Source organism: Bradyrhizobium vignae (assembly GCF_004114425.1).
GTDB lineage: Bacteria > Pseudomonadota > Alphaproteobacteria > Rhizobiales > Xanthobacteraceae > Bradyrhizobium > Bradyrhizobium vignae.
In genome coordinates this window covers 64,455-81,783 of sequence record NZ_RDQF01000022.1, presented here as the reverse complement: position 1 = coordinate 81,783, position 17,329 = coordinate 64,455, and the positions used below count along the sequence as shown (strand labels likewise).

The window sequence follows — 17,329 nt, the reverse complement described above, 5'->3', positions numbered from 1 at the left end:
GCCCTACTCGACCAGCGTGAACTGCAGCAGCAGCGTCCGCTGCAGCATCGAGAAATTGTCGTCCGACACCAGGGTCAGCACGGTCTCGCCGTCGGGCGTGACATGGGCGTCGATGCCTTCCATGTTGTCGATCTCGTGGCCGAGATCGGCGGCGAACAGCGCGGGGCCGTCGACCAGCGCGCCCGGCGCGATTCCCTTCAGGGGGATCGCGCGAATGCGGATGTTGATGCCGGTGAACCAGGAGAATTTGCGTTCGAGGATCAAGAGCTCGCCGGAGGGCAGCAGCACGGCATCGCTGATGTCGTATTTCTCGGTGCGGCGGACGCTGAACTGGCCGGGCGTGGGGCCGCCGATCAGGAAGGCGACGAGATTGCCGTCGGCGTCGAGCCCGCGCTCTGAGAACGCGATCAAGGTGCCCGCGAGCGGCTGGCCCTTCGGGATGAACACCAGCGCTTCAATGCCCTTGTTGGAGGGCAGCTTGCGCAAGGCCGGCGGAACGGCGATCACCTCGCCGCGGGCACGCGTGCCGCCCTTGGCGAAATCGTAGCGCAGGATCTGGTTGACGCGCTCGAGCCCGACATAGACGAGGTTGCCGTCGCGCGCGATCGATTCCGAATCCCACCAGAGGTGCTTTTCCGTGATCGGCCGACCTTCGGCGCCGAGCAGCGGCGCGGCCTCGACCTCGGTGAGCCCGACCATCTCGCGGCCGGAATAGCGGATGGTGCCGGTGAACCAGCCGCCCTGGTCGGAGATCGCGACGAAGCGCTCGCCCTTGCCGTCGAGGAAGCGGATGCCGGACAGGCCGCCGAAGCCGCGATAGGGCGAGGTCAGCACCAGGCCGCTGCGATAATCCAGCGAGCCGAAGCGCGTGCGCGCGCGGTCGCGCGGTTCGAAATCGGGAATCGGACGCGCGTTGACCTCGATGCTGACAGGCGCGGCGACGGCGTGCTCGACCTGGAGCTCGCGTGGCTCGGTCGCCGCTTGCGCCTGCGCGAGACGCGAGAGCGCGAGAGTGGAGAATCCTGCCGCAGCAAAGCCAAGAAAGCTGCGGCGGGATGACGGCGTGCTCACGAATGCAATTTGCGTCGCGGGCGACCGGGTGCTTGCGTGGGCGCCGCGTTGGTCTCGCTGAACAGCTCGGCGAGTTTTTCGGTGATGGCGCCGCCGAGCTCCTCGGCATCCACGATCGTCACCGCGCGGCGGTAGTAGCGCGTCACGTCATGGCCGATGCCGATCGCGATCAGCTCGACCGGCGAGCGGGTCTCGATCTCCTCGATGATGTGGCGCAGATGCCGCTCGAGGTAGTTGCCGGGGTTGACTGACAGGGTGGAATCGTCGACCGGCGCGCCGTCCGAGATCATCATCAGGATCTTGCGCTGCTCGGGGCGACCGAGCAGGCGCTTGTGCGCCCAGTCCAGCGCCTCGCCGTCGATGTTCTCCTTCAAGAGACCCTCGCGCATCATCAAACCGAGATTCTTGCGCGCACGGCGCCAGGGCGCATCCGCCGACTTGTAGATGATGTGGCGGAGATCGTTGAGGCGGCCGGGATTGGCCGGCTTGCCGGCGGCAAGCCAGGCTTCGCGCGATTGCCCGCCCTTCCAGGCGCGCGTGGTGAAGCCGAGAATCTCGACCTTGACGCCGCAACGCTCCAGCGTGCGCGCGAGGATGTCGGCGCAGGTGGCGGCGACCGTGATGGGGCGTCCGCGCATCGAGCCGGAATTGTCGAGCAGCAGCGTCACCACGGTGTCGCGGAACGTCGCCTCCTTCTCGTGCATGAAGGACAGCGGGTGATAGGGATCGGTGACGACGCGCGACAGCCGCGCGGGGTCGAGGATGCCCTCTTCGAGATCAAACTCCCAGGCGCGGTTCTGCTGCGCCATCAGGCGGCGCTGCAGGCGGTTGGCCAGGCGCGCGACGATGCCTTGCAGATGCGCGAGCTGCTTGTCGAGATAGGCGCGCAGCCGCTCCAGCTCGTCATGGTCGCAGAGGTCTTCGGCGGCGATGACCTCGTCGAACTTGGGCGCGAAGGCGTGGTATTCCGGCCCGCGCGGCTCGTTCCTGCCGTGCTGGTTCGGACGCGTCGCCTCGCCCGGGGTCTCGTCGTCGCCGAGCTCGCCGTCGTCGAAGGTGTCGGAGGTCGAGGCCTGCGCGCTTTCCATCGCGCTCTCGCTCATCTCCTCGCTCGTCGCCTGCGCCTGGTCGGCGCTCATCTCCTGCGCGGCGTCGGAATCGGGCGAGCCTTCGGCGCCGGACTGATCGTTGTCGCCGTCCTGGTTCTCGTCGTTCTCGTCATTGTCCTCGCTGTCGGCGTTGCGCTCGTCGCCGAGCTCGAGCGCCGAGAGCAGATCGTGCACGGCATCGCCGAACCTGGTCTGGTCCTCGAGCACGCCGTCGAGCCGGTCGAGCCGCTTGCCGATCTTGTCTTCGAGAATGGGACGCCAGAGGTCGACCATCTTCTTCGCGGCCGTCGGCGGCGCCAGGCCGGTGAGGCGCTCGCGCACCAGCATCGCCAGCGCGTCCGCCAGCGGCGCGTCGGCACGGTCGGTGATCTCGTCGAACTTGCCGCGGTGGAAATGGTCGTCGAGCATCGCGGTGAGGTTCTTGGCAACGCCCGCCATGCGGCGCGCGCCGATCGCCTCGACGCGGGCCTGCTCGACCGCCTCGAACACGCCGCGCGCCTGCGGATTGCCGGGCATCAGCTTGCGATGAACCTTGGGATCGTGACAGGCGAGCTTGAGCGCGATGGAATCGGCATGGCCGCGCACGATCGCGGCGTCGCGCCTGGTCATCTTGCGCGCCGGCTCGGGCAAGCGGGCTTTGCCCGGCGCGAGCCCAGGCCGCTCGGCCGCGAAGGAGATGTCGAGCTCGGGCGTCTTGGCGATCGCCTTGAGGCAGGAGGCGACCGAGCGCTTGAAAGGCTCGGTCGGCGCTTCCTTGTTGTTGCGGAATTTGGAGTTGGAGGTGGTCATCTCGCCCTGTCCGTCGTCCCGAAGGGCGGGACGACATCTCAAACCTCAGCTGAGCGCGACGTTCACCGCCGATTCCGGCAGCTCCGCATTGAAGCAGCGCTGGTAGAACTCGGCGACCAGGGGGCGTTCGAGCTCGTCGCACTTGTTGAGGAAGGTGACGCGGAACGCAAAGCCGATATCGCCGAAGATGTCGGAATTTTCCGCCCAGGTGATCACCGTGCGCGGGCTCATCACCGTCGACAGGTCGCCATTGGCGAAGGCGTTGCGGGTGAGGTCGGCAAGGCGCACCATCTTGTTGACGATGTCGCGGCCCTCCTGGGTGCGATAATGCTTGGCCTTGGCCAGCACGATCTCCACTTCCTCGTCATGGCTGAGATAGTTCAGCGTGGTGACGATCGACCAGCGGTCCATCTGGCCCTGGTTGATCTGCTGGGTGCCGTGATAGAGGCCCGAGGTGTCGCCGAGGCCGACCGTATTCGCCGTGGCGAACAGTCGGAATGCCGGGTGCGGCTTGATCACCTTGTTCTGGTCCAAGAGCGTCAGGCGGCCCGAGACTTCCAGCACGCGCTGGATCACGAACATCACGTCGGGACGGCCGGCGTCGTATTCGTCGAACACCAGCGCGACGTTGTTCTGCAGCGCCCAAGGCAGGATGCCGTCGCGGAATTCGGTGACCTGCTTGCCGTCGCGGACCACGATGGAGTCCTTGCCGACGAGGTCGATGCGGCTGATGTGGCTGTCGAGGTTGACGCGCACGCAGGGCCAGTTCAGGCGGGCGGCGACCTGCTCGATATGGGTGGATTTGCCGGTGCCGTGATAGCCCGTCACCATCACGCGGCGGTTCTTGGCGAATCCGGCGAGAATGGCGAGCGTGGTGGCGCGGTCGAAGCGGTAGTCGGAATCGACTTCGGGCACATGAGGATCGACTTCGGAATAGGCAGGGACTTCGAGATCACTATCGATCCCGAACACCTGGCGCACCGACACTTTCATGTCGGGCAGACCGGAAACTTCCTCAACTTTGGACAGGGCGGCGGTCGTCATCAATCCTCCGAGGTCCCGGGCGGTCCCGAAACCGGTTATTCGCACGTTGGCTGCGGCTGGGTGCTGGACAGCAACCTATCAGAGACACGGGACGGGCAGAAGCCCGCCCTCCAATCAAAGTTCCATTGTCTTTTCATTTAGATAGGCAAGGAACGCAGATTTTGGAGGGCTGCGTTGCGAATCACGCCCGCATTTCGCACCCGGGAGGACCGGCCCAACCTATGCGAATGGCAAATTTCGCCGGTTCTCCTTATGTAGGGTCCACTGCCCCGCGCGCCAGCCCGCCACAGAGACGACGTGACGTCCTTCCTCGATCCTCTCATCTCCTTCGTCTCGGCCCATGCGTGGCTGGGCTATCTGACCCTGTTCCTGGCGGCGCTGCTCGAAGCCGTTCCGGTGGTTGGATCGGTGATCCCCGGCTCGACCATCATCCTGGCGCTGAGCGCCCTCGTGCCGGGCGGCGAGCTGCAGCTGCCGTGGGTGCTGCTGGCGGCGGCGCTTGGCGCGGTGTTGGGTGACGGGTCGGCCTATTGGATCGGGCACCGGCGGCAACGCGAGATCCTCAACACCTGGCCGCTGACCAATTATCCGCGCGTGGTCGCGGAGAGCGAAAGCTTCTTCAACCGCTTCGGCACCTGGGCCGTGTTCTTCGCCCGCTTCGTGCCGCCGATCCGCGCCTTCGTGCCCGTGACCGCCGGCGCGCTGGGCATGGCCCCCACGAAATTCTACGCAGTGAACGTTCCCGCGATCCTGCTCTGGGCGCCGGCGCATGTGCTGCCGGGCGTGCTCGCGGTGTCGGCCTTCCACCAATATTTCGGGGTGCCGCACGCGGGGCATCCGTTCAAGCATGTCTGGATTCTAACCGTCGTTGGGATTGCAATCATTGTCGGCGCTGCAATCTGGACCATCCGCCGCCGGCACGGCAGCGCAGTCGCGGAAGCCAAACCACGGGCCTGATGGCGCGATGCCCGGCGTCCGCTCGCGGCCGCGACCTTGCTCCTCTCGAGCACGACTGCCGAATAGCTGAGGACCGCGGGCCGGACAGCACGCCGCACAAGAGGCGGGCAAACAGAGCTTTCCGCTGCCCAAATTGCGATCCGCTACGGCTCCGCGATGCGCAAATGTTCGTCAGCGGAACACGTTGTCGATTAATTGCTTCACGGCGCATCGCCTTCGGATGACCCTCCTCCAATCACAGGCTGGCCGTTGCGGCCGCCGACATGACCGGAGGTGGTTGCATGCGCGCGAAAACAGCTCTTCGCATGGTCTCGTTTGCGATCTCGGCCTGTGCGGGCATCTTGAATCCGGCTTGCCAGGCCGCGGCCGAGGAGGTGCTGAAGGCACGGCTTGCGCAGAACCTCGCACCGATCTCGGCCCTCGCGATCGTCGCCAAGGCGAACGGCCTCTTCGGCAAGCAGGGACTCGATATCTCGGTCTCGAATTTCACCAGCGGAAAACAGTGTCTCGACACGGTGATGGGAGGAGGCGCGGACATCGCGACGACCGCCGAAGCTCCGGTCACCGCGGCCGCGATGGCGCAGCAGCCGATCGCCTTCGTCGCCGGCATGGAGTACTCGGATCTGAAGACGATGACGGCGGCGGCCGCCGCAATCAGGACCAAAGCGGATCTGCGCGGCAAACGCATCGGCTTCACGGCCGGCACAGGGAGCGAGGTCTACACTTCGGCTCTGCTGAAGGCGGCGGGATTGACCGCCAAGGATGTCACGCTCGTCAACCTTCGCCCCCAGGAGATGCTTCCCGCTCTGGCGGCGGGGAGCATCGACGCGTTCGACACCTGGGAGCCGCACCTGGCGAATGCAAAGAAGGCGCTCGGCGAGGGCGCCGTCCTGCTCGATACCAAGGGGCTCTACTCGGAGAGCTTCAACATCGTCGTGACGCGGCCCTATCTGGAGGCAAACCCGGCAATCGTCAGCAAATTCCTGGCGGCTCTCATTGAAGCGGAAGGCTGGATGAAGTCCCATCCGGACGAAGCGATCGACATTGTCGCCGCCGCAAGTGGCATGAAGCGCGACGAGCTGGCGCCGATCTGGTCGGATTACGTCTATCGCGTGCGCCTCGACGACAAGCTGCTCGAGACGCTGAAGACGCACGCGGCCTGGCGGCTCGAGACCGGCAATCACCCGCCGGGGGCGGGGATGCCTGATTTCTCGAAGGTCATTGTGGCGGCGCCGCTGAAGGCGCTTGATCCCGCACGTGTGACACTGTCGGCCAATCCATGAGCACCGGCGGGCACAACCGCGCGACGGCGGCCGGACGTCTGAGCATGCTTCTCGGCGCGCTTTCCGTGCCAGCCTTCGTCGGCGTCTGGGAATTGATCGCGCGCTCCCGGATCGTCAACGCGGTGCTGTTCCCGCCGCCGTCGACGGTCGCTGTCGCCATCCTTGACTGGATCCACAGCGGGCAGTTTGTCGGCGACCTTTCCGCGAGCCTATTCCGCGTCACCATGGGCTTCCTGATCGGGACGACGGGTGGCATCATGCTCGGCGTGCTGACGGGCCGGTTCCGGCTGGTCTCGAGCCTGCTCTCGCCGCTGTTTCATATCCTCCGCCCGATCCCCCCGATCGCCTTCGTGCCGATCGTGATCCTCTGGTTCGGCTTGTCCGAGGCCGGCAAGCTCTTTCTGGTCGTCTGGGGCGTGTTCTTCACCGTATGGCTCGCGACCCATATCGGCGTTCAGAAGGTCGATCGCGGCCTCATTCGCGCCGCGCTGATGCTCGGCACGCCACGTCGGCAGATGCTCACGGAGATCGTCCTGCTGGGGGCGCTTCCCTACATCGTTGTCGGTCTGCGCACCGCCGTCAGCATCTCCTTTTACACGCTCGTCGCCGCCGAGCTGGCGGGTGCGTTCGCCGGCATCGTCTACCGGATCGAGATTGCGCAACAGAACATGCAGACCGGACAGGTCATGGGAGGGCTGGCGGCGCTCGGACTGCTCTCCTTCGTTGCCGATCGGTCCTTCGCGGCCATTGCCGAGCGCGCCGTATGGTGGCGATGATGCACACCCCGCTTCGCCCGACATCACCGCTCCGGCTCGTGGATGCTCAGCCGGAGCCTTCATCGACGGCGCCGGAAGCAATCATCCGGGTCGAGGATTTGAGCATCGTGTTCGATGTGCCGCGCGGCGCGGTCATTGCCGTGGACCGGGTGTCCCTGGCCGTGATGCCGGGTGAATTCGTCTCGCTGGTTGGTCCGTCGGGCTGCGGCAAGTCTACGCTCTTGAACGCGATGGCGGGCCTCGAACGGCCGTTCGAAGGCGAGATCACGGTCGCCGGCAAGCCGATGCTGGCACCTCGACCCGATATCGGGATGGTCTTTCAGCAGCCGCATCTGTTCCCCTGGAAATCGGTACGCCGTAACATCGCTCACGGACCGCGCGCGCTCGGCAAGTCGAAAACGGAGGCGCTTCGTATCGCCGACGACCTGATCGACATGATCGGGCTGACAAAATTCGCCAGCGCCTATCCGCATACGCTTTCAGGCGGCATGCAGCAGCGGGTGGCGATTGCTCGCGCCCTCGCGAACCAGCCGCGTGTGCTGCTCATGGACGAACCCTTCGGTGCGTTGGACGCGCAGACCCGGGCCGTGATGCAGGACAACCTGCTCGAGCTGCGCGACCGGATCAACGCCACGATCGTTTTCGTCACGCATGACATCGACGAAGCCATTCTCCTGTCGGATCGCGTGCTGATCATGAGCGCCGGCCCGGGCCGCATCCTGCGGGATCTTTCGGTGGCCCTGCCGCGCCCGCGCTCCAGCGCTATCTTGACCGACCCAGCCTATCTCGCGCTCAAGCGGGATTGCCTTGACCTGATCCGGACCGAAGGCCGCAAGGCGTTCGAGCAAATGGAGCGGTGACCTGAAGCGCGATGAGCTCGCTTCAATTTAGCCGCAGCGAGGGCTGGCATAGCTCTTGAATGGATCTGCTCCAGCTACGATGGAGCGGGCAGATGTCAGCGGCAACTCTCAAGGCGACGGCCGGGATCATGCTGGCGGAGTCGGATGCTCTGGTCAGATCGCTGCCGGGCTTGCTCGACCATCTGAGCGAGGCTGACCGGGGCCGTGTGCTGGCAATCGGTCGCCACCAGGTTCTGGACACCGGCAAGCATATCTGGCGCCAGGGAGAGAGCCAGAACGGCATATATCTGATCGAGTCCGGCCGGATCCGCAGCTATTACGCAGCACCTTCGGGGCGTGAGGTGACGCTCGCCTACTGGTTCGGCGGCAATTTCGTCGGCGGGCCGGACCTCTTCGGCTCCGGAGCGCATATGTGGTCTTCGGTTGCGATCGAGCGCAGCCGGCTCCTCTTTCTGCCTGGCCCCGCGCTGCGCGAGCTTGCGCTTCAGTCGGCGACCATCGCGGTAGCCCTGCTGGATGCGCTGGCCTTCAAGGCAAGGTGTTACTCGGCCATGGCGCAAATGCTCGGCACACGATCGGTGACCGAGCGGTTGCAGCGTCTGCTGATCTTTCTCTCGAATATCTACGGCTCGCAGCACGGCCGCGAGATCGTGCTCGGCATTCCCTTCACCCATGGCGATCTCGCCAACCTGATCGGAGCGACACGACAATGGGTGACGGTGCAGCTCTCTCGCATGCAGGCGAGAGGCATCATCCGCTACGACAGAGGTCTGATCGTCATTCTGAATTTGCGCGCGCTCGACCTCGAGATCGTCTAACCGACGCCGCGCGAATAGACGTTCAGTCCGAACAGAGCGCCGTCATTGTCCGGCTGCCATCGCGAGGCGAAGTCCAGGAGGGCGTGGTCGTGCCATGCGGGTGCCAGCAGAGTGACGCCCATCGGCATCCCGCTGGTGAGCGTCGCATTGGGAAGCGCCACCGCACACAGATCCAGAAGATTGACGGAATAGGAGTAGTGACCAAGACGCGTATTGAGCGTGACGGGGTCTTCCAGCATGTCCGCAATGGTGAAGGGACGCGGCGCTGTCGGCACGACCAGGACGTCGATCTGCTTGAAGAGGAGCTGGACCTGTCGGCGCAACTTCAGGAGACGATGTTGCGCCGCGAATGCGTCAGCCGCTGAAAATTGCGCCGCAAAATGCAGGACTTTGCGCGTGACCTCCAGCAGATCGCCATGATCGACGTCAAAGAGCTTGCTGATCGCCGCGTAGCGTTCGGCGATCCACGGTCCCGAGAACAGCATTTCGCCGGCCTCGGCGAAAGGCGTGAAGTCGATCTCGAGGGCCTCGCCTCCCAGTCCCACCAGTCTCCCGCAAGCCTGCTCGTAAAGCGCGTCGCATTCAGGCAACCCGAATGAATTGAGCTGAGAGGCGGAAATGCGCCCGAAGCGGAATTCCTGGGGGACAGCGGATGACCGGCCGCGCGCTTCGCGGCTGTAGGGATCCGCCTCGTCGAAGCCCTGGATGAGCTCCAGCAACAATTTGCCCTCGGTGACGGAGTTGCAGAAGATCGACGGACAATCGAGCGTGGGGCAGTTCGGAACGAGCCCGCGGGATGAGACAAGCCCGACCGTCGGCTTGATCCCGATGATGCCGTTGAAACCTGCCGGCACCCGACCTGAGCCGCCGGTGTCGGTGCCGAGTGAGAAGGCAACGTGACCGGCCGCCACGGCGACGGCCGAGCCCGAGCTCGATCCGCCCGCGACATAGCGATCATCGGCGGCGCTTGGGCAGGCGCCGTGAGGTGACCGGGCCCCGGATAGCCCGGTTGCGAACTGATCCAGATTGGTCTTGCCGAGACAGATTGCGCCCGCCGCGACGAGGCGCTCGACGCACTGAGCCGATCGCTCCGCAACATAGGCGAAGGACGGACAGGCCGCCGAGGTCGGCATGCCCGCCACGTCGATGTTGTCCTTCACGCCAAAAGGCACACCGAGCAGAGGCAGCAGTTCGCCCTGTGCGCTGCGCCGCGCGAGAGCCTCGGCCTCCGCCAGCGCCTCTTCCTTTGGCCTCACATGGATCCAGCAATTGCGGTGTTGGTCACGATCGATGCGCTCATATGCCGTCGCGAGGACCGAACTGAGTTCGGCCGAGGTACGAAGCGGGCGACTGCGGCGAGTTAGGGCGGCGGCTTGCGACACAAATGGCTCCCGGGGAGATCGAAGGTGCCACGAGCCTGCCCGGAGGTAGACCGGACGGAAAGCAATTAAGCGCTTCTGCTGCCGCCGTGAACCGGACCGCAAGTGGAGCGATCACGAACTCCCCGCCCGTCTCCCTGGCGCCGGCCCGACGTAGCGCGCCCTGGGCCGGATCAGCTTGCCGAACTGCAATTGCTCGCTGGCATGGGCGATCCAGCCGACACTGCGGGCCATCGCAAACAGTGCGAGCTCGCTGCCCGCCGGCAGGCGCAGGGCGTGCACGAGGACTGCGAGCGCATAGTCGATGTTGACGAACTCGCCGGTCGCTTCGGCGATCCGCTCGGGCACCTCGCGGGTGAATTTGCGCGGCGCGCCGGCGCGGGAGAGTGCGTTCAGCAGCGATTGCGCGCGGGGATCGCCGCGCTTGTAGACGCCATGGCCGAAACCCGCGAAACGCTCGCCGAGCGCGACGCGCTCGCGCACCATCGGCTCGACGTCGCGGTCGACCAACGTCTTGACCAGCTGCGAAGCCAGCACGCCGGCCCCGCCGTGCTTCGGCCCTTTCAACGCGGCGAGCCCGGCGATGACGGAGTCGTAGAGATTGAGGCCGGTCGACGCGGCGCAGCGCGCGGTGAAGGTCGAGGCATTCAGCTCATGATCGGCGAGCAGCACCAGCGCGCGGCGGATCAGGTCGGGCGCGTGCTTGTTGTCCGCCGCCCAGGCGCGCGCGACCTGCTGATGCAGCGGCTCGGCCGACGGCTCGGCGTTGAGCATGGTCGCAACCAGCAGGCGGACGATGCGCGCCCCGACCATGGCGCGGCCGTCGGGCGCTCGGGTGAAGGCGCGCGGATCGGCGCTGGCGGCGAGCGCGAGCACCGCGATGGCGCGGTCGATCGGCGCGGCGCGGTGCGCAGCCGCTGCGATCGTGCGCATCTCCTCGGACATCTCGGGCTGATTGTCCGGATCGAACGGATCGACGCCGGAGACGTCCCAGAGCAGCGTCGCGGTGTGCTCGAGCGTGTCGCTCTCGGAAAGATCGACGCAATTGACGCCGCGATAGATCGCGCCCTCCTCCGTGATGGTCGAAATCTCGGTGTCCATCACCGGCAGGTCGGCATCGAAGCTGCGCAGGCCGCGCGGTTCCGGCGGCACCCGGCGCTCTTTCAACGCGCGGACGTCCTCGGCGCGGTAGCGGTTCTTGCGCGAATCCGGCGTCGGCTCGGAGCGGATCAGGCCGCGGCTGACATAGGCATAAAGGGTGGCCGGGGAGATCGCGAGCTCGGCAGCGGCTTCCCGGGCGGACAGGTACAGCTCCGGAGGATTTTTCATATTGATTCATGTAATCAAGATTGATCAATCTGTCGAGAGGCCCGACCTTTCCAGTCGTGAAAGGAGACAGGCCATGAACATCCACCTCACCAAAAGCCAGATCGGGCTGGACGGCGTTCCCGCGGCTGAGACCGTGCTGAGCCACGTCGATGGCGAGCGCGGCGAGTTGATCATCGCCGGCGAGCATGTCGGGCGCCTCGCCGCCGAATCGAGCTTCGAGGGCGTCACCGCCCGACTCTGGAATGGCGCGAGCGGGACCAGCCGCAGCGAAGCCAATGTGCGGGCGAGCCTGGGCGCGGCGCGCGAGCGCGCCTTCGCGCGGCTGGACGAGTTGCTGCCGGCGACGCGCGGCATGGGCATTATCGACGGGTTCCGCGCAGCGGTCGCCGGGCTTCGCGCGGAGCACGGCCTGGAACATGAGGCGACCATCGTCGGCGCATTTCCGGTGATCGCGGGCGCGCTGGTCCGGCGCGCCAAGGGGCTCGAGCCGGTCGCGCCGAATCCGGACGCGAGCCATGCCGCGGACACGCTGCGCATGCTGCACGGACGCACCCCTGCGGCGCGCGAGGTCACCGCGCTCGATGCCTATCTCGTTACCGCCAGCGATCACGGCATGAACGCCTCGACCTTCACCGCGCGCGTGGTGGCCTCGACGCAAGCCGACCTGTTTGCCGCAGTGACCGCCGGCTATTGCGCGCTCACGGGTCCGCTGCATGGCGGCGCGCCGGAACCGGTGCTGGAAATGCTCGACGCAATCGGCTCGCGCGAGCGCATCCAGCCGTGGGTGGATGCGGCGCTGGCGCGTGGCGAGCGGATGATGGGATTTGGCCACCGCGTCTACCGGGTGCGCGATCCGCGCGCCGACGTGCTGAAGGCCGCGGTCGAGGCGCTCGCATCCAGCGGCACCGACCTGCCGTTCGCCGGCGAGGTCGAAGCCTATATTCGGCAAGCGCTGCGCAAGAAGAATCCGGATCGGCCGCTGGAGACGAATGTCGAGTTCTTCACCGCGATCCTGCTCGATGCGCTGGCGATTCCACGGCAGGCGTTCACGCCGATCTTCGCGGTGGCACGCAGCGCAGGCTGGACCGCGCATGCGCGCGAGCAGCAGCGGACCGGGCGCTTGATCCGGCCGAGCTCGTCTTATGTCGGGGCGATGCCGGAGGCGTGACGAAGTAGCCCCGCATGGAGCGGCAAGCGTAATCCGGGAAAGTCGTGGTTGTGAGAGAAAGGTCCCGGATTACGCTTGGGGAGAAAGGAAGCTGCGAGGCCCTACGCCTCCCGTACCACCGTCTTCAGATAGTTGTACGCCTTGATGATCTCGATCAGACGGTCTTCGGTGGAGCGGTCGCCGCCATTGACGTCCGGATGATGCTGCTTGACCAGCGCCTTGTACTTGCTCTTGACGTCGGCGAGCGTGGCGTCGGCGCCGAGGCCCATGACCTGAAGCGCCTTGCGCTCGGCGTTCATCACCTTGCGCGTCTCGGCCTTGGGCGCAGCTTCCGGGCCGCCGCGCCAGCTGGCGCGGCCGTTGATCTCTGAGAACATGCTGAACGGGTCGAAGGCGCCATCGATCTCGGCTTCCGATCCCTTCTTGCCGCCATTGGCACCCATCTTCCAGGTCGGACGATGGCCGGTCAGCGCATCCTTCTGGTAGCGCGCGACGGCCTCGGCATTCATGCCGGAGAAGAAATTGTAGTTCTGGTTGTATTCGCGCACGTGGTCCAGGCAGAAGTGCCAGTACTCGCGCTGGTTCTCGCGTCCCTTCGGCGCGCGATGGCTGCCCTTGTTCTGACAGCCGGCCCATTCGCAGGCGACCACGGTCTCGCGCGGCTTCGCTTCCGGTTTCGCGCCTCTCGGCTTGACGCGGATGGAGTCGAAGAACTTTGATGAATCGATCGGCATGGCTGACTTTGACTACGCAATGCACAAACCTTCAAGTCTTGACATTGCAATTCGCTGAGCACCCGGTCGCAGTGACCTCGGACGTCCGGGTATTGACGGGGTGCGATCGCACACCTTAATGGCACAGATGGCTATGAAAGACACTATCAGCAACAAGTTGCAGGAAGCTTTCACGCCTGAAAGCCTGCAAGTCGTCGACGAGTCACATCTGCATGAAGGCCACGCCGGCCATCGGCCGGGCGGTGAGACGCACTTCCGTGTGTATATCGTGTCTGCCGCCTTCAAAGGGAAGAGCCGGGTCGACCGCCATCGCATGATAAATTCGGCGCTCTCCACGGAACTCTCCGGCGGCGTGCACGCGCTCGCGATCCATGCGCAGGCGCCGGGGGAAGGGTGACTGCCGCAAATTCCGCTGTCATGCCCCGCGCAGGCGGGGCTCCAGTACTCCGCCGCACTAGTTAGGTCCGCCGCGGAGTACTGGATCGTCCGCCTGCGCGGACGACGACAGCGGTGGGGAGACTAAAACGACGTCCCCGCCCTTCTCGGCTTTGCCTCTTCCAGCTCGGCCTCGCGCGGCACCGGCGAAATGCGCAGCGCGGTGATGCGGTTGCGCTCGCGGCGGAGGACGCGGAAGCGGAAGCCGTGGAAGGTGAAGCTCTGGCCGCGGTCGGGGATCGAGCGCGCCTCGTGAATGACGAGGCCGGCCACCGTCGTCGCCTCTTCATCGGGCAGGTGCCAATCCATGGCGCGGTTGAGATCGCGGATCGGCACCGAGCCGTCGACCACGACGGAGCCGTCCGGCTGGGCGCGCACGCCCGCCACCACGACGTCGTGCTCGTCGGAGATGTCGCCGACGATTTCCTCCAGGATGTCTTCCAGCGTCACAAGGCCTTCGACCTCGCCATACTCGTCGACGACGAGCGCGAAATGGGTTTTCCGCCGGCGGAACGCTTTCAGCTGTTCGGAGACCGGGCGCATCTCCGGTACGAACCAGGGCGGCAGCGCGATGGTGGAGACGTCGATGCGTGAGGTGTCGCCGTCGGAGGCGCGGATCGCGCGCAGCAAATCCTTGGCGTGCAGCACGCCGATGATGTTCTCCGGCTTCTCGCGCCAGAGCGGAATGCGGGTGTATTCGGTCGCCAGCACCTCGCGCACCAGCTCTTCCGGCGGCAGATCGGCGTTGATCATCATCATCTCGGTGCGATGGATCATGACGTCGGACACCTGGAGCTCACGCAGGTCCAAGAGACCGCCGAGCATGTCGCGGTCCTGCTTCTCGAACTTGCCCTCGTGGTGCAACAGATCGACCGCGCCGCGCAAGCGTTCGGTCGGAGACAGAATGGCCTGATGCTCGCCGGCCAAGCCAAACAGCCGCATCAGCAGGCGTACGATGACCTCGACCACTCTGAGCAGCGGGCCCAGCACATACATCGTCAGCCGCATCGGCCGCGCCACCGCGAGCGCGATGCGGTCAGGCGCGTTGATCGCGATGGTTTTGGGCAGCACCTCGGCGAAAATGACCACCAGCGCGGTCATCACACCGGTGGCATAGAGCACCCCGACATCGCCGAACCACGATGTGAAGATGCCGGTTGCGAGCGCGGATGCACCGATATTGGCGATGTTGTTGCCGAGCAACAGTGCGCCGATCAGGCGCTCGCGCATGTCGAGCAGGTCCGAGACGACGTCGGCGTCGCGATTACCCTGCTTGGAAAGCCTGAGCATGCTGGCGCGCGAGGCGCCGGTCAGCGCGGTCTCGCTCGCGGCGAAGAACGCCGAGACCAAGAGGCAGAGGACGACGATGGTGAATCCGAGCCAGTCCATGCACCACTCTAGCTACTTTTGACGCGTTTTCCTGACGCGAGCCGGTATCCACTTCGCTCGAAAACGCGTTGGCGAAATAAAGCTCCGCCGCGCATCAGGCCTTCTGCGCGAGCTTCTCCTTCAGGAAGTCGCGCACCGGCGCCGGCTCGACGTCCTTCGCGATCACGGCGCGGCCCACGGCCTCCAGCAGGATGAAAGTGAGCTTGCCGCGCTTGACCTTCTTGTCCTGCGCCATCAGCGTCATCAGCGCGTCGGCATCGGCAAGACCTTCCTGCGCGAAGCCCGCGATGTCCTGCAAGCGCGTCGGCAGGCCCGCTTCAATCAGGTGCCGTTCGACGCGTGCCGCATCGGATTCGCCGATCATGCCGAGCTTCGCCGAGAACTGGGCCGCCAGCGTCATGCCGATGGCGACGCCCTCGCCGTGGAACAGGCGGTCGGAGAAACCCGTCGCGGCTTCCAGCGCGTGACCGAAGGTGTGGCCGAGATTGAGCAGCGCGCGCTCGCCGGTCTCGCGCTCGTCGCGCGAGACGACGCCGGCCTTGGCACGGCAGGAGGTCGCGATCGCATGCTCGCGCGCGGAGCCGCCCTTGAAGATGTCGGAATGGTTCTTCTCCAGCCAGGTGAAGAAGGCCTCGTCGCCGAGCACGCCATATTTGGCCACCTCGGCATAGCCGGCGCGGAACTGACGCGGCGACAGCGTGTCGAGCACGGCGGTGTCGGCGATAACAAGCACCGGCTGATGGAAGGCGCCGAGCAAATTCTTGCCCTGCGGCGAGTTGATGCCGGTCTTGCCGCCGACGGAGGAATCGACCTGCGCCAGCAGCGAGGTCGGCACCTGCACGAAATCGACGCCGCGGCGCAGGATCGCCGCGGCAAAGCCGGCGAGATCGCCGACCACGCCGCCGCCGAGCGCGATGACGAGATCGTTGCGCTCGATCCTAGCGGCGATCAGGGCTTCGCTGACCTTTTCGAGGCCGGCATAGGTCTTCGAGATTTCGCCTTCCTCGACGACGATGCGCGAGCTCGGGATGCCGGCGGCCGCGAGCGAGGCCTCGGTCGGCTCGAGCCAGTATTTCGCGACGGTGCGGTCGGTGACAACAGCGGTACGTACGCCCGGCCGCAAGGCTGCGACCCTCTCGCCGAGCGACGACAGCACGCCGCGGCCGATGATGATGTCATAGGCGCGATTTTCCAGCGCGACGCCGACTTTGACGGGATCGGAATGTTTCATCGGCGCGGTCATCGTGCGGCACTCGCAACGTCGGCAGGTGGTTGGGCGGCCTGTCCGCCGCACAGATGGGCGTGCAGCGCCGCGATGCATTCCTCGACGATTCTGTCGTGCGGCACGTCGCGCGAGGCGATCGTGAGGTCGGCATTGGCATAGACCGGCTCGCGCTCGGTGAGGAGGCGCGTCACGGTTCCTTCGGGATCCGCGGTCTGAAGCAGCGGACGGTCGGCACGACGGCGCACGCGGCGCATGATGACGTCGTGATCCGCCCTGAGCCAGATCGAGATGGCTTTCGCCGCGATGCGCGCACGCGTATCCTCGCGCATGAAGGCGCCGCCGCCGGTCGCCAGCACCGCGGGACCGCCGTCGAGCAGGCGCGCGATCACACGGGCTTCGCCATCGCGGAAATGCTGCTCGCCATGGCGCTCGAAGATTTCCGGTATGGTCATGCCGGCCGCCGCCTCGATCTCGGTGTCGGCATCGACGAAGGGCAGCTTGAGCCTGAGAGCCATGCGCCGGCCGATGGTGGATTTGCCCGCTCCCATCATGCCGACGAGCACGATCGAGCGCGCACCGAGCGCCGACAGGATGTCGGCCTCAGGCGAAGCAGGAAGCGGCAACGCGGCGTCGGACATTGTCTCGCTCGATTGGATCTAGCTCGAACCGCCGCCAGATGCGGCATGGTTTGGCCACCTATACGACCCCATGGGGGCCCTCGCCAGAGGACTCTTGCCACGAAACGGCGAACATGTTGGATGATTTCATTGGTTAATTTGGCTGCCTGGCCCCCTACCCGAGACCTCAGAACGATGCCGAGCTTGTTCCGCTTCCTGACGGTCGTCGCCGTGATCGCCGGCATCATCTATGGCGTGGTCTTCGCGCTGGCGAACTTCGTCACTCCGAAGCCGCGGGAAATGACGGTGACGATCCCGCCGGATAAGTTTCTCAAGAAATAGGAGC

The 17,329-nt window shown here is 65.7% G+C and carries 17 protein-coding genes; 8 read left to right on the top strand and 9 right to left on the bottom strand.

Features of this window, described 5'->3' with window-relative positions:
• Positions 1–3: 3 nt before the first annotated feature.
• The 3 genes from EAV90_RS20245 to cobS are packed head-to-tail and all read right to left on the bottom strand — an operon-like array spanning position 4 to position 4,013.
• Complete coding sequence (locus EAV90_RS20245; protein ID WP_129144468.1) at positions 4–1,071, bottom strand: esterase-like activity of phytase family protein; 1,068 nt, start codon at positions 1,069–1,071, stop codon at positions 4–6.
• Positions 1,068–2,969, bottom strand: coding sequence for a cobaltochelatase subunit CobT (cobT, locus tag EAV90_RS20240; RefSeq protein WP_122400560.1), 1,902 nt, complete (start codon positions 2,967–2,969; stop codon positions 1,068–1,070). The genes EAV90_RS20245 and cobT overlap by 4 nt, the downstream gene beginning before the upstream one ends.
• Positions 2,970–3,014: 45 nt before the next feature.
• Positions 3,015–4,013 carry a cobaltochelatase subunit CobS gene (gene cobS, locus EAV90_RS20235; protein WP_122400559.1) on the bottom strand — a complete coding sequence of 333 codons (999 nt, stop codon included), beginning with the start codon at positions 4,011–4,013 and terminating at the stop codon, positions 3,015–3,017.
• Between the two features lie 297 nt (positions 4,014–4,310).
• On the opposite strand from cobS, the gene EAV90_RS20230 reads away from it, so the two are divergent.
• The 5 genes from EAV90_RS20230 to EAV90_RS20210 all read left to right on the top strand — a co-directional run bounded on the left by EAV90_RS20230 (position 4,311) and on the right by EAV90_RS20210 (position 8,707).
• Positions 4,311–4,970, top strand: coding sequence for a DedA family protein (locus EAV90_RS20230; protein WP_129144467.1), 660 nt, complete (start codon positions 4,311–4,313; stop codon positions 4,968–4,970).
• A gap of 281 nt (positions 4,971–5,251) precedes the next feature.
• The gene (locus EAV90_RS20225) at positions 5,252–6,253 is read left to right on the top strand and encodes an ABC transporter substrate-binding protein (protein ID WP_129144466.1); all 1,002 of its coding nucleotides are present in this window, start codon (positions 5,252–5,254) and stop codon (positions 6,251–6,253) included.
• Entirely contained in the window at positions 6,250–7,029 is a 780-nt protein-coding gene (locus EAV90_RS20220; protein ID WP_122400556.1) for an ABC transporter permease, read from the top strand. Before EAV90_RS20225 ends, EAV90_RS20220 begins: the two co-directional genes overlap by 4 nt.
• Positions 7,030–7,136: 107 nt before the next feature.
• Positions 7,137–7,889, top strand: coding sequence for an ABC transporter ATP-binding protein (locus EAV90_RS20215; RefSeq protein WP_407120388.1), 753 nt, complete (start codon positions 7,137–7,139; stop codon positions 7,887–7,889).
• Between the two features lie 92 nt (positions 7,890–7,981).
• The gene (locus EAV90_RS20210) at positions 7,982–8,707 is read left to right on the top strand and encodes a Crp/Fnr family transcriptional regulator (RefSeq protein WP_129144465.1); all 726 of its coding nucleotides are present in this window, start codon (positions 7,982–7,984) and stop codon (positions 8,705–8,707) included.
• Here EAV90_RS20210 and atzF read toward each other — a convergent pair.
• Positions 8,704–10,089: an allophanate hydrolase gene (atzF, locus tag EAV90_RS20205; protein WP_129144464.1), complete on the bottom strand. Its 1,386-nt coding sequence runs from the start codon at positions 10,087–10,089 to the stop codon at positions 8,704–8,706. The genes EAV90_RS20210 and atzF overlap by 4 nt on opposite strands.
• A gap of 111 nt (positions 10,090–10,200) precedes the next feature.
• A complete protein-coding gene (locus tag EAV90_RS20200; RefSeq protein ID WP_129144463.1) occupies positions 10,201–11,415 on the bottom strand; it encodes a citrate synthase family protein in 1,215 nt (404 codons plus the stop codon).
• 73 nt (positions 11,416–11,488) lie between these two features.
• Between EAV90_RS20200 and EAV90_RS20195 the strand changes: the two genes are divergently transcribed.
• Entirely contained in the window at positions 11,489–12,583 is a 1,095-nt protein-coding gene (locus EAV90_RS20195) for a citrate synthase/methylcitrate synthase (RefSeq protein WP_129144462.1), read from the top strand.
• Between the two features lie 101 nt (positions 12,584–12,684).
• Here EAV90_RS20195 and EAV90_RS20190 read toward each other — a convergent pair whose 3' ends face one another.
• The gene (locus tag EAV90_RS20190) at positions 12,685–13,317 is read right to left on the bottom strand and encodes a J domain-containing protein (RefSeq protein WP_129144461.1); all 633 of its coding nucleotides are present in this window, start codon (positions 13,315–13,317) and stop codon (positions 12,685–12,687) included.
• 127 nt (positions 13,318–13,444) lie between these two features.
• On the opposite strand from EAV90_RS20190, the gene EAV90_RS20185 reads away from it, so the two are divergent.
• Positions 13,445–13,714, top strand: a complete 270-nt coding sequence (locus EAV90_RS20185) for a BolA family protein (protein WP_129144460.1) — start codon at positions 13,445–13,447, stop codon at positions 13,712–13,714.
• 122 nt (positions 13,715–13,836) lie between these two features.
• Here the strand turns inward: EAV90_RS20185 and EAV90_RS20180 are convergent, their stop codons facing one another.
• From EAV90_RS20180 to EAV90_RS20170, 3 genes are all read right to left on the bottom strand, one after another.
• Positions 13,837–15,141 carry an HlyC/CorC family transporter gene (locus EAV90_RS20180; protein ID WP_122400551.1) on the bottom strand — a complete coding sequence of 435 codons (1,305 nt, stop codon included), beginning with the start codon at positions 15,139–15,141 and terminating at the stop codon, positions 13,837–13,839.
• Positions 15,142–15,235: 94 nt separating this feature from the next.
• On the bottom strand, positions 15,236–16,384 hold the full coding sequence (gene aroB, locus EAV90_RS20175) for a 3-dehydroquinate synthase (RefSeq protein WP_129144459.1): 1,149 nt from the start codon (positions 16,382–16,384) through the stop codon (positions 15,236–15,238).
• Positions 16,381–17,004 carry a shikimate kinase gene (locus EAV90_RS20170; protein WP_129144458.1) on the bottom strand — a complete coding sequence of 208 codons (624 nt, stop codon included), beginning with the start codon at positions 17,002–17,004 and terminating at the stop codon, positions 16,381–16,383. The genes aroB and EAV90_RS20170 overlap by 4 nt, the downstream gene beginning before the upstream one ends.
• Positions 17,005–17,178: 174 nt before the next feature.
• On the opposite strand from EAV90_RS20170, the gene EAV90_RS20165 reads away from it, so the two are divergent.
• The gene (locus EAV90_RS20165) at positions 17,179–17,325 is read left to right on the top strand and encodes a histidine kinase (protein ID WP_129144457.1); all 147 of its coding nucleotides are present in this window, start codon (positions 17,179–17,181) and stop codon (positions 17,323–17,325) included.
• Positions 17,326–17,329 lie beyond the last annotated feature (4 nt).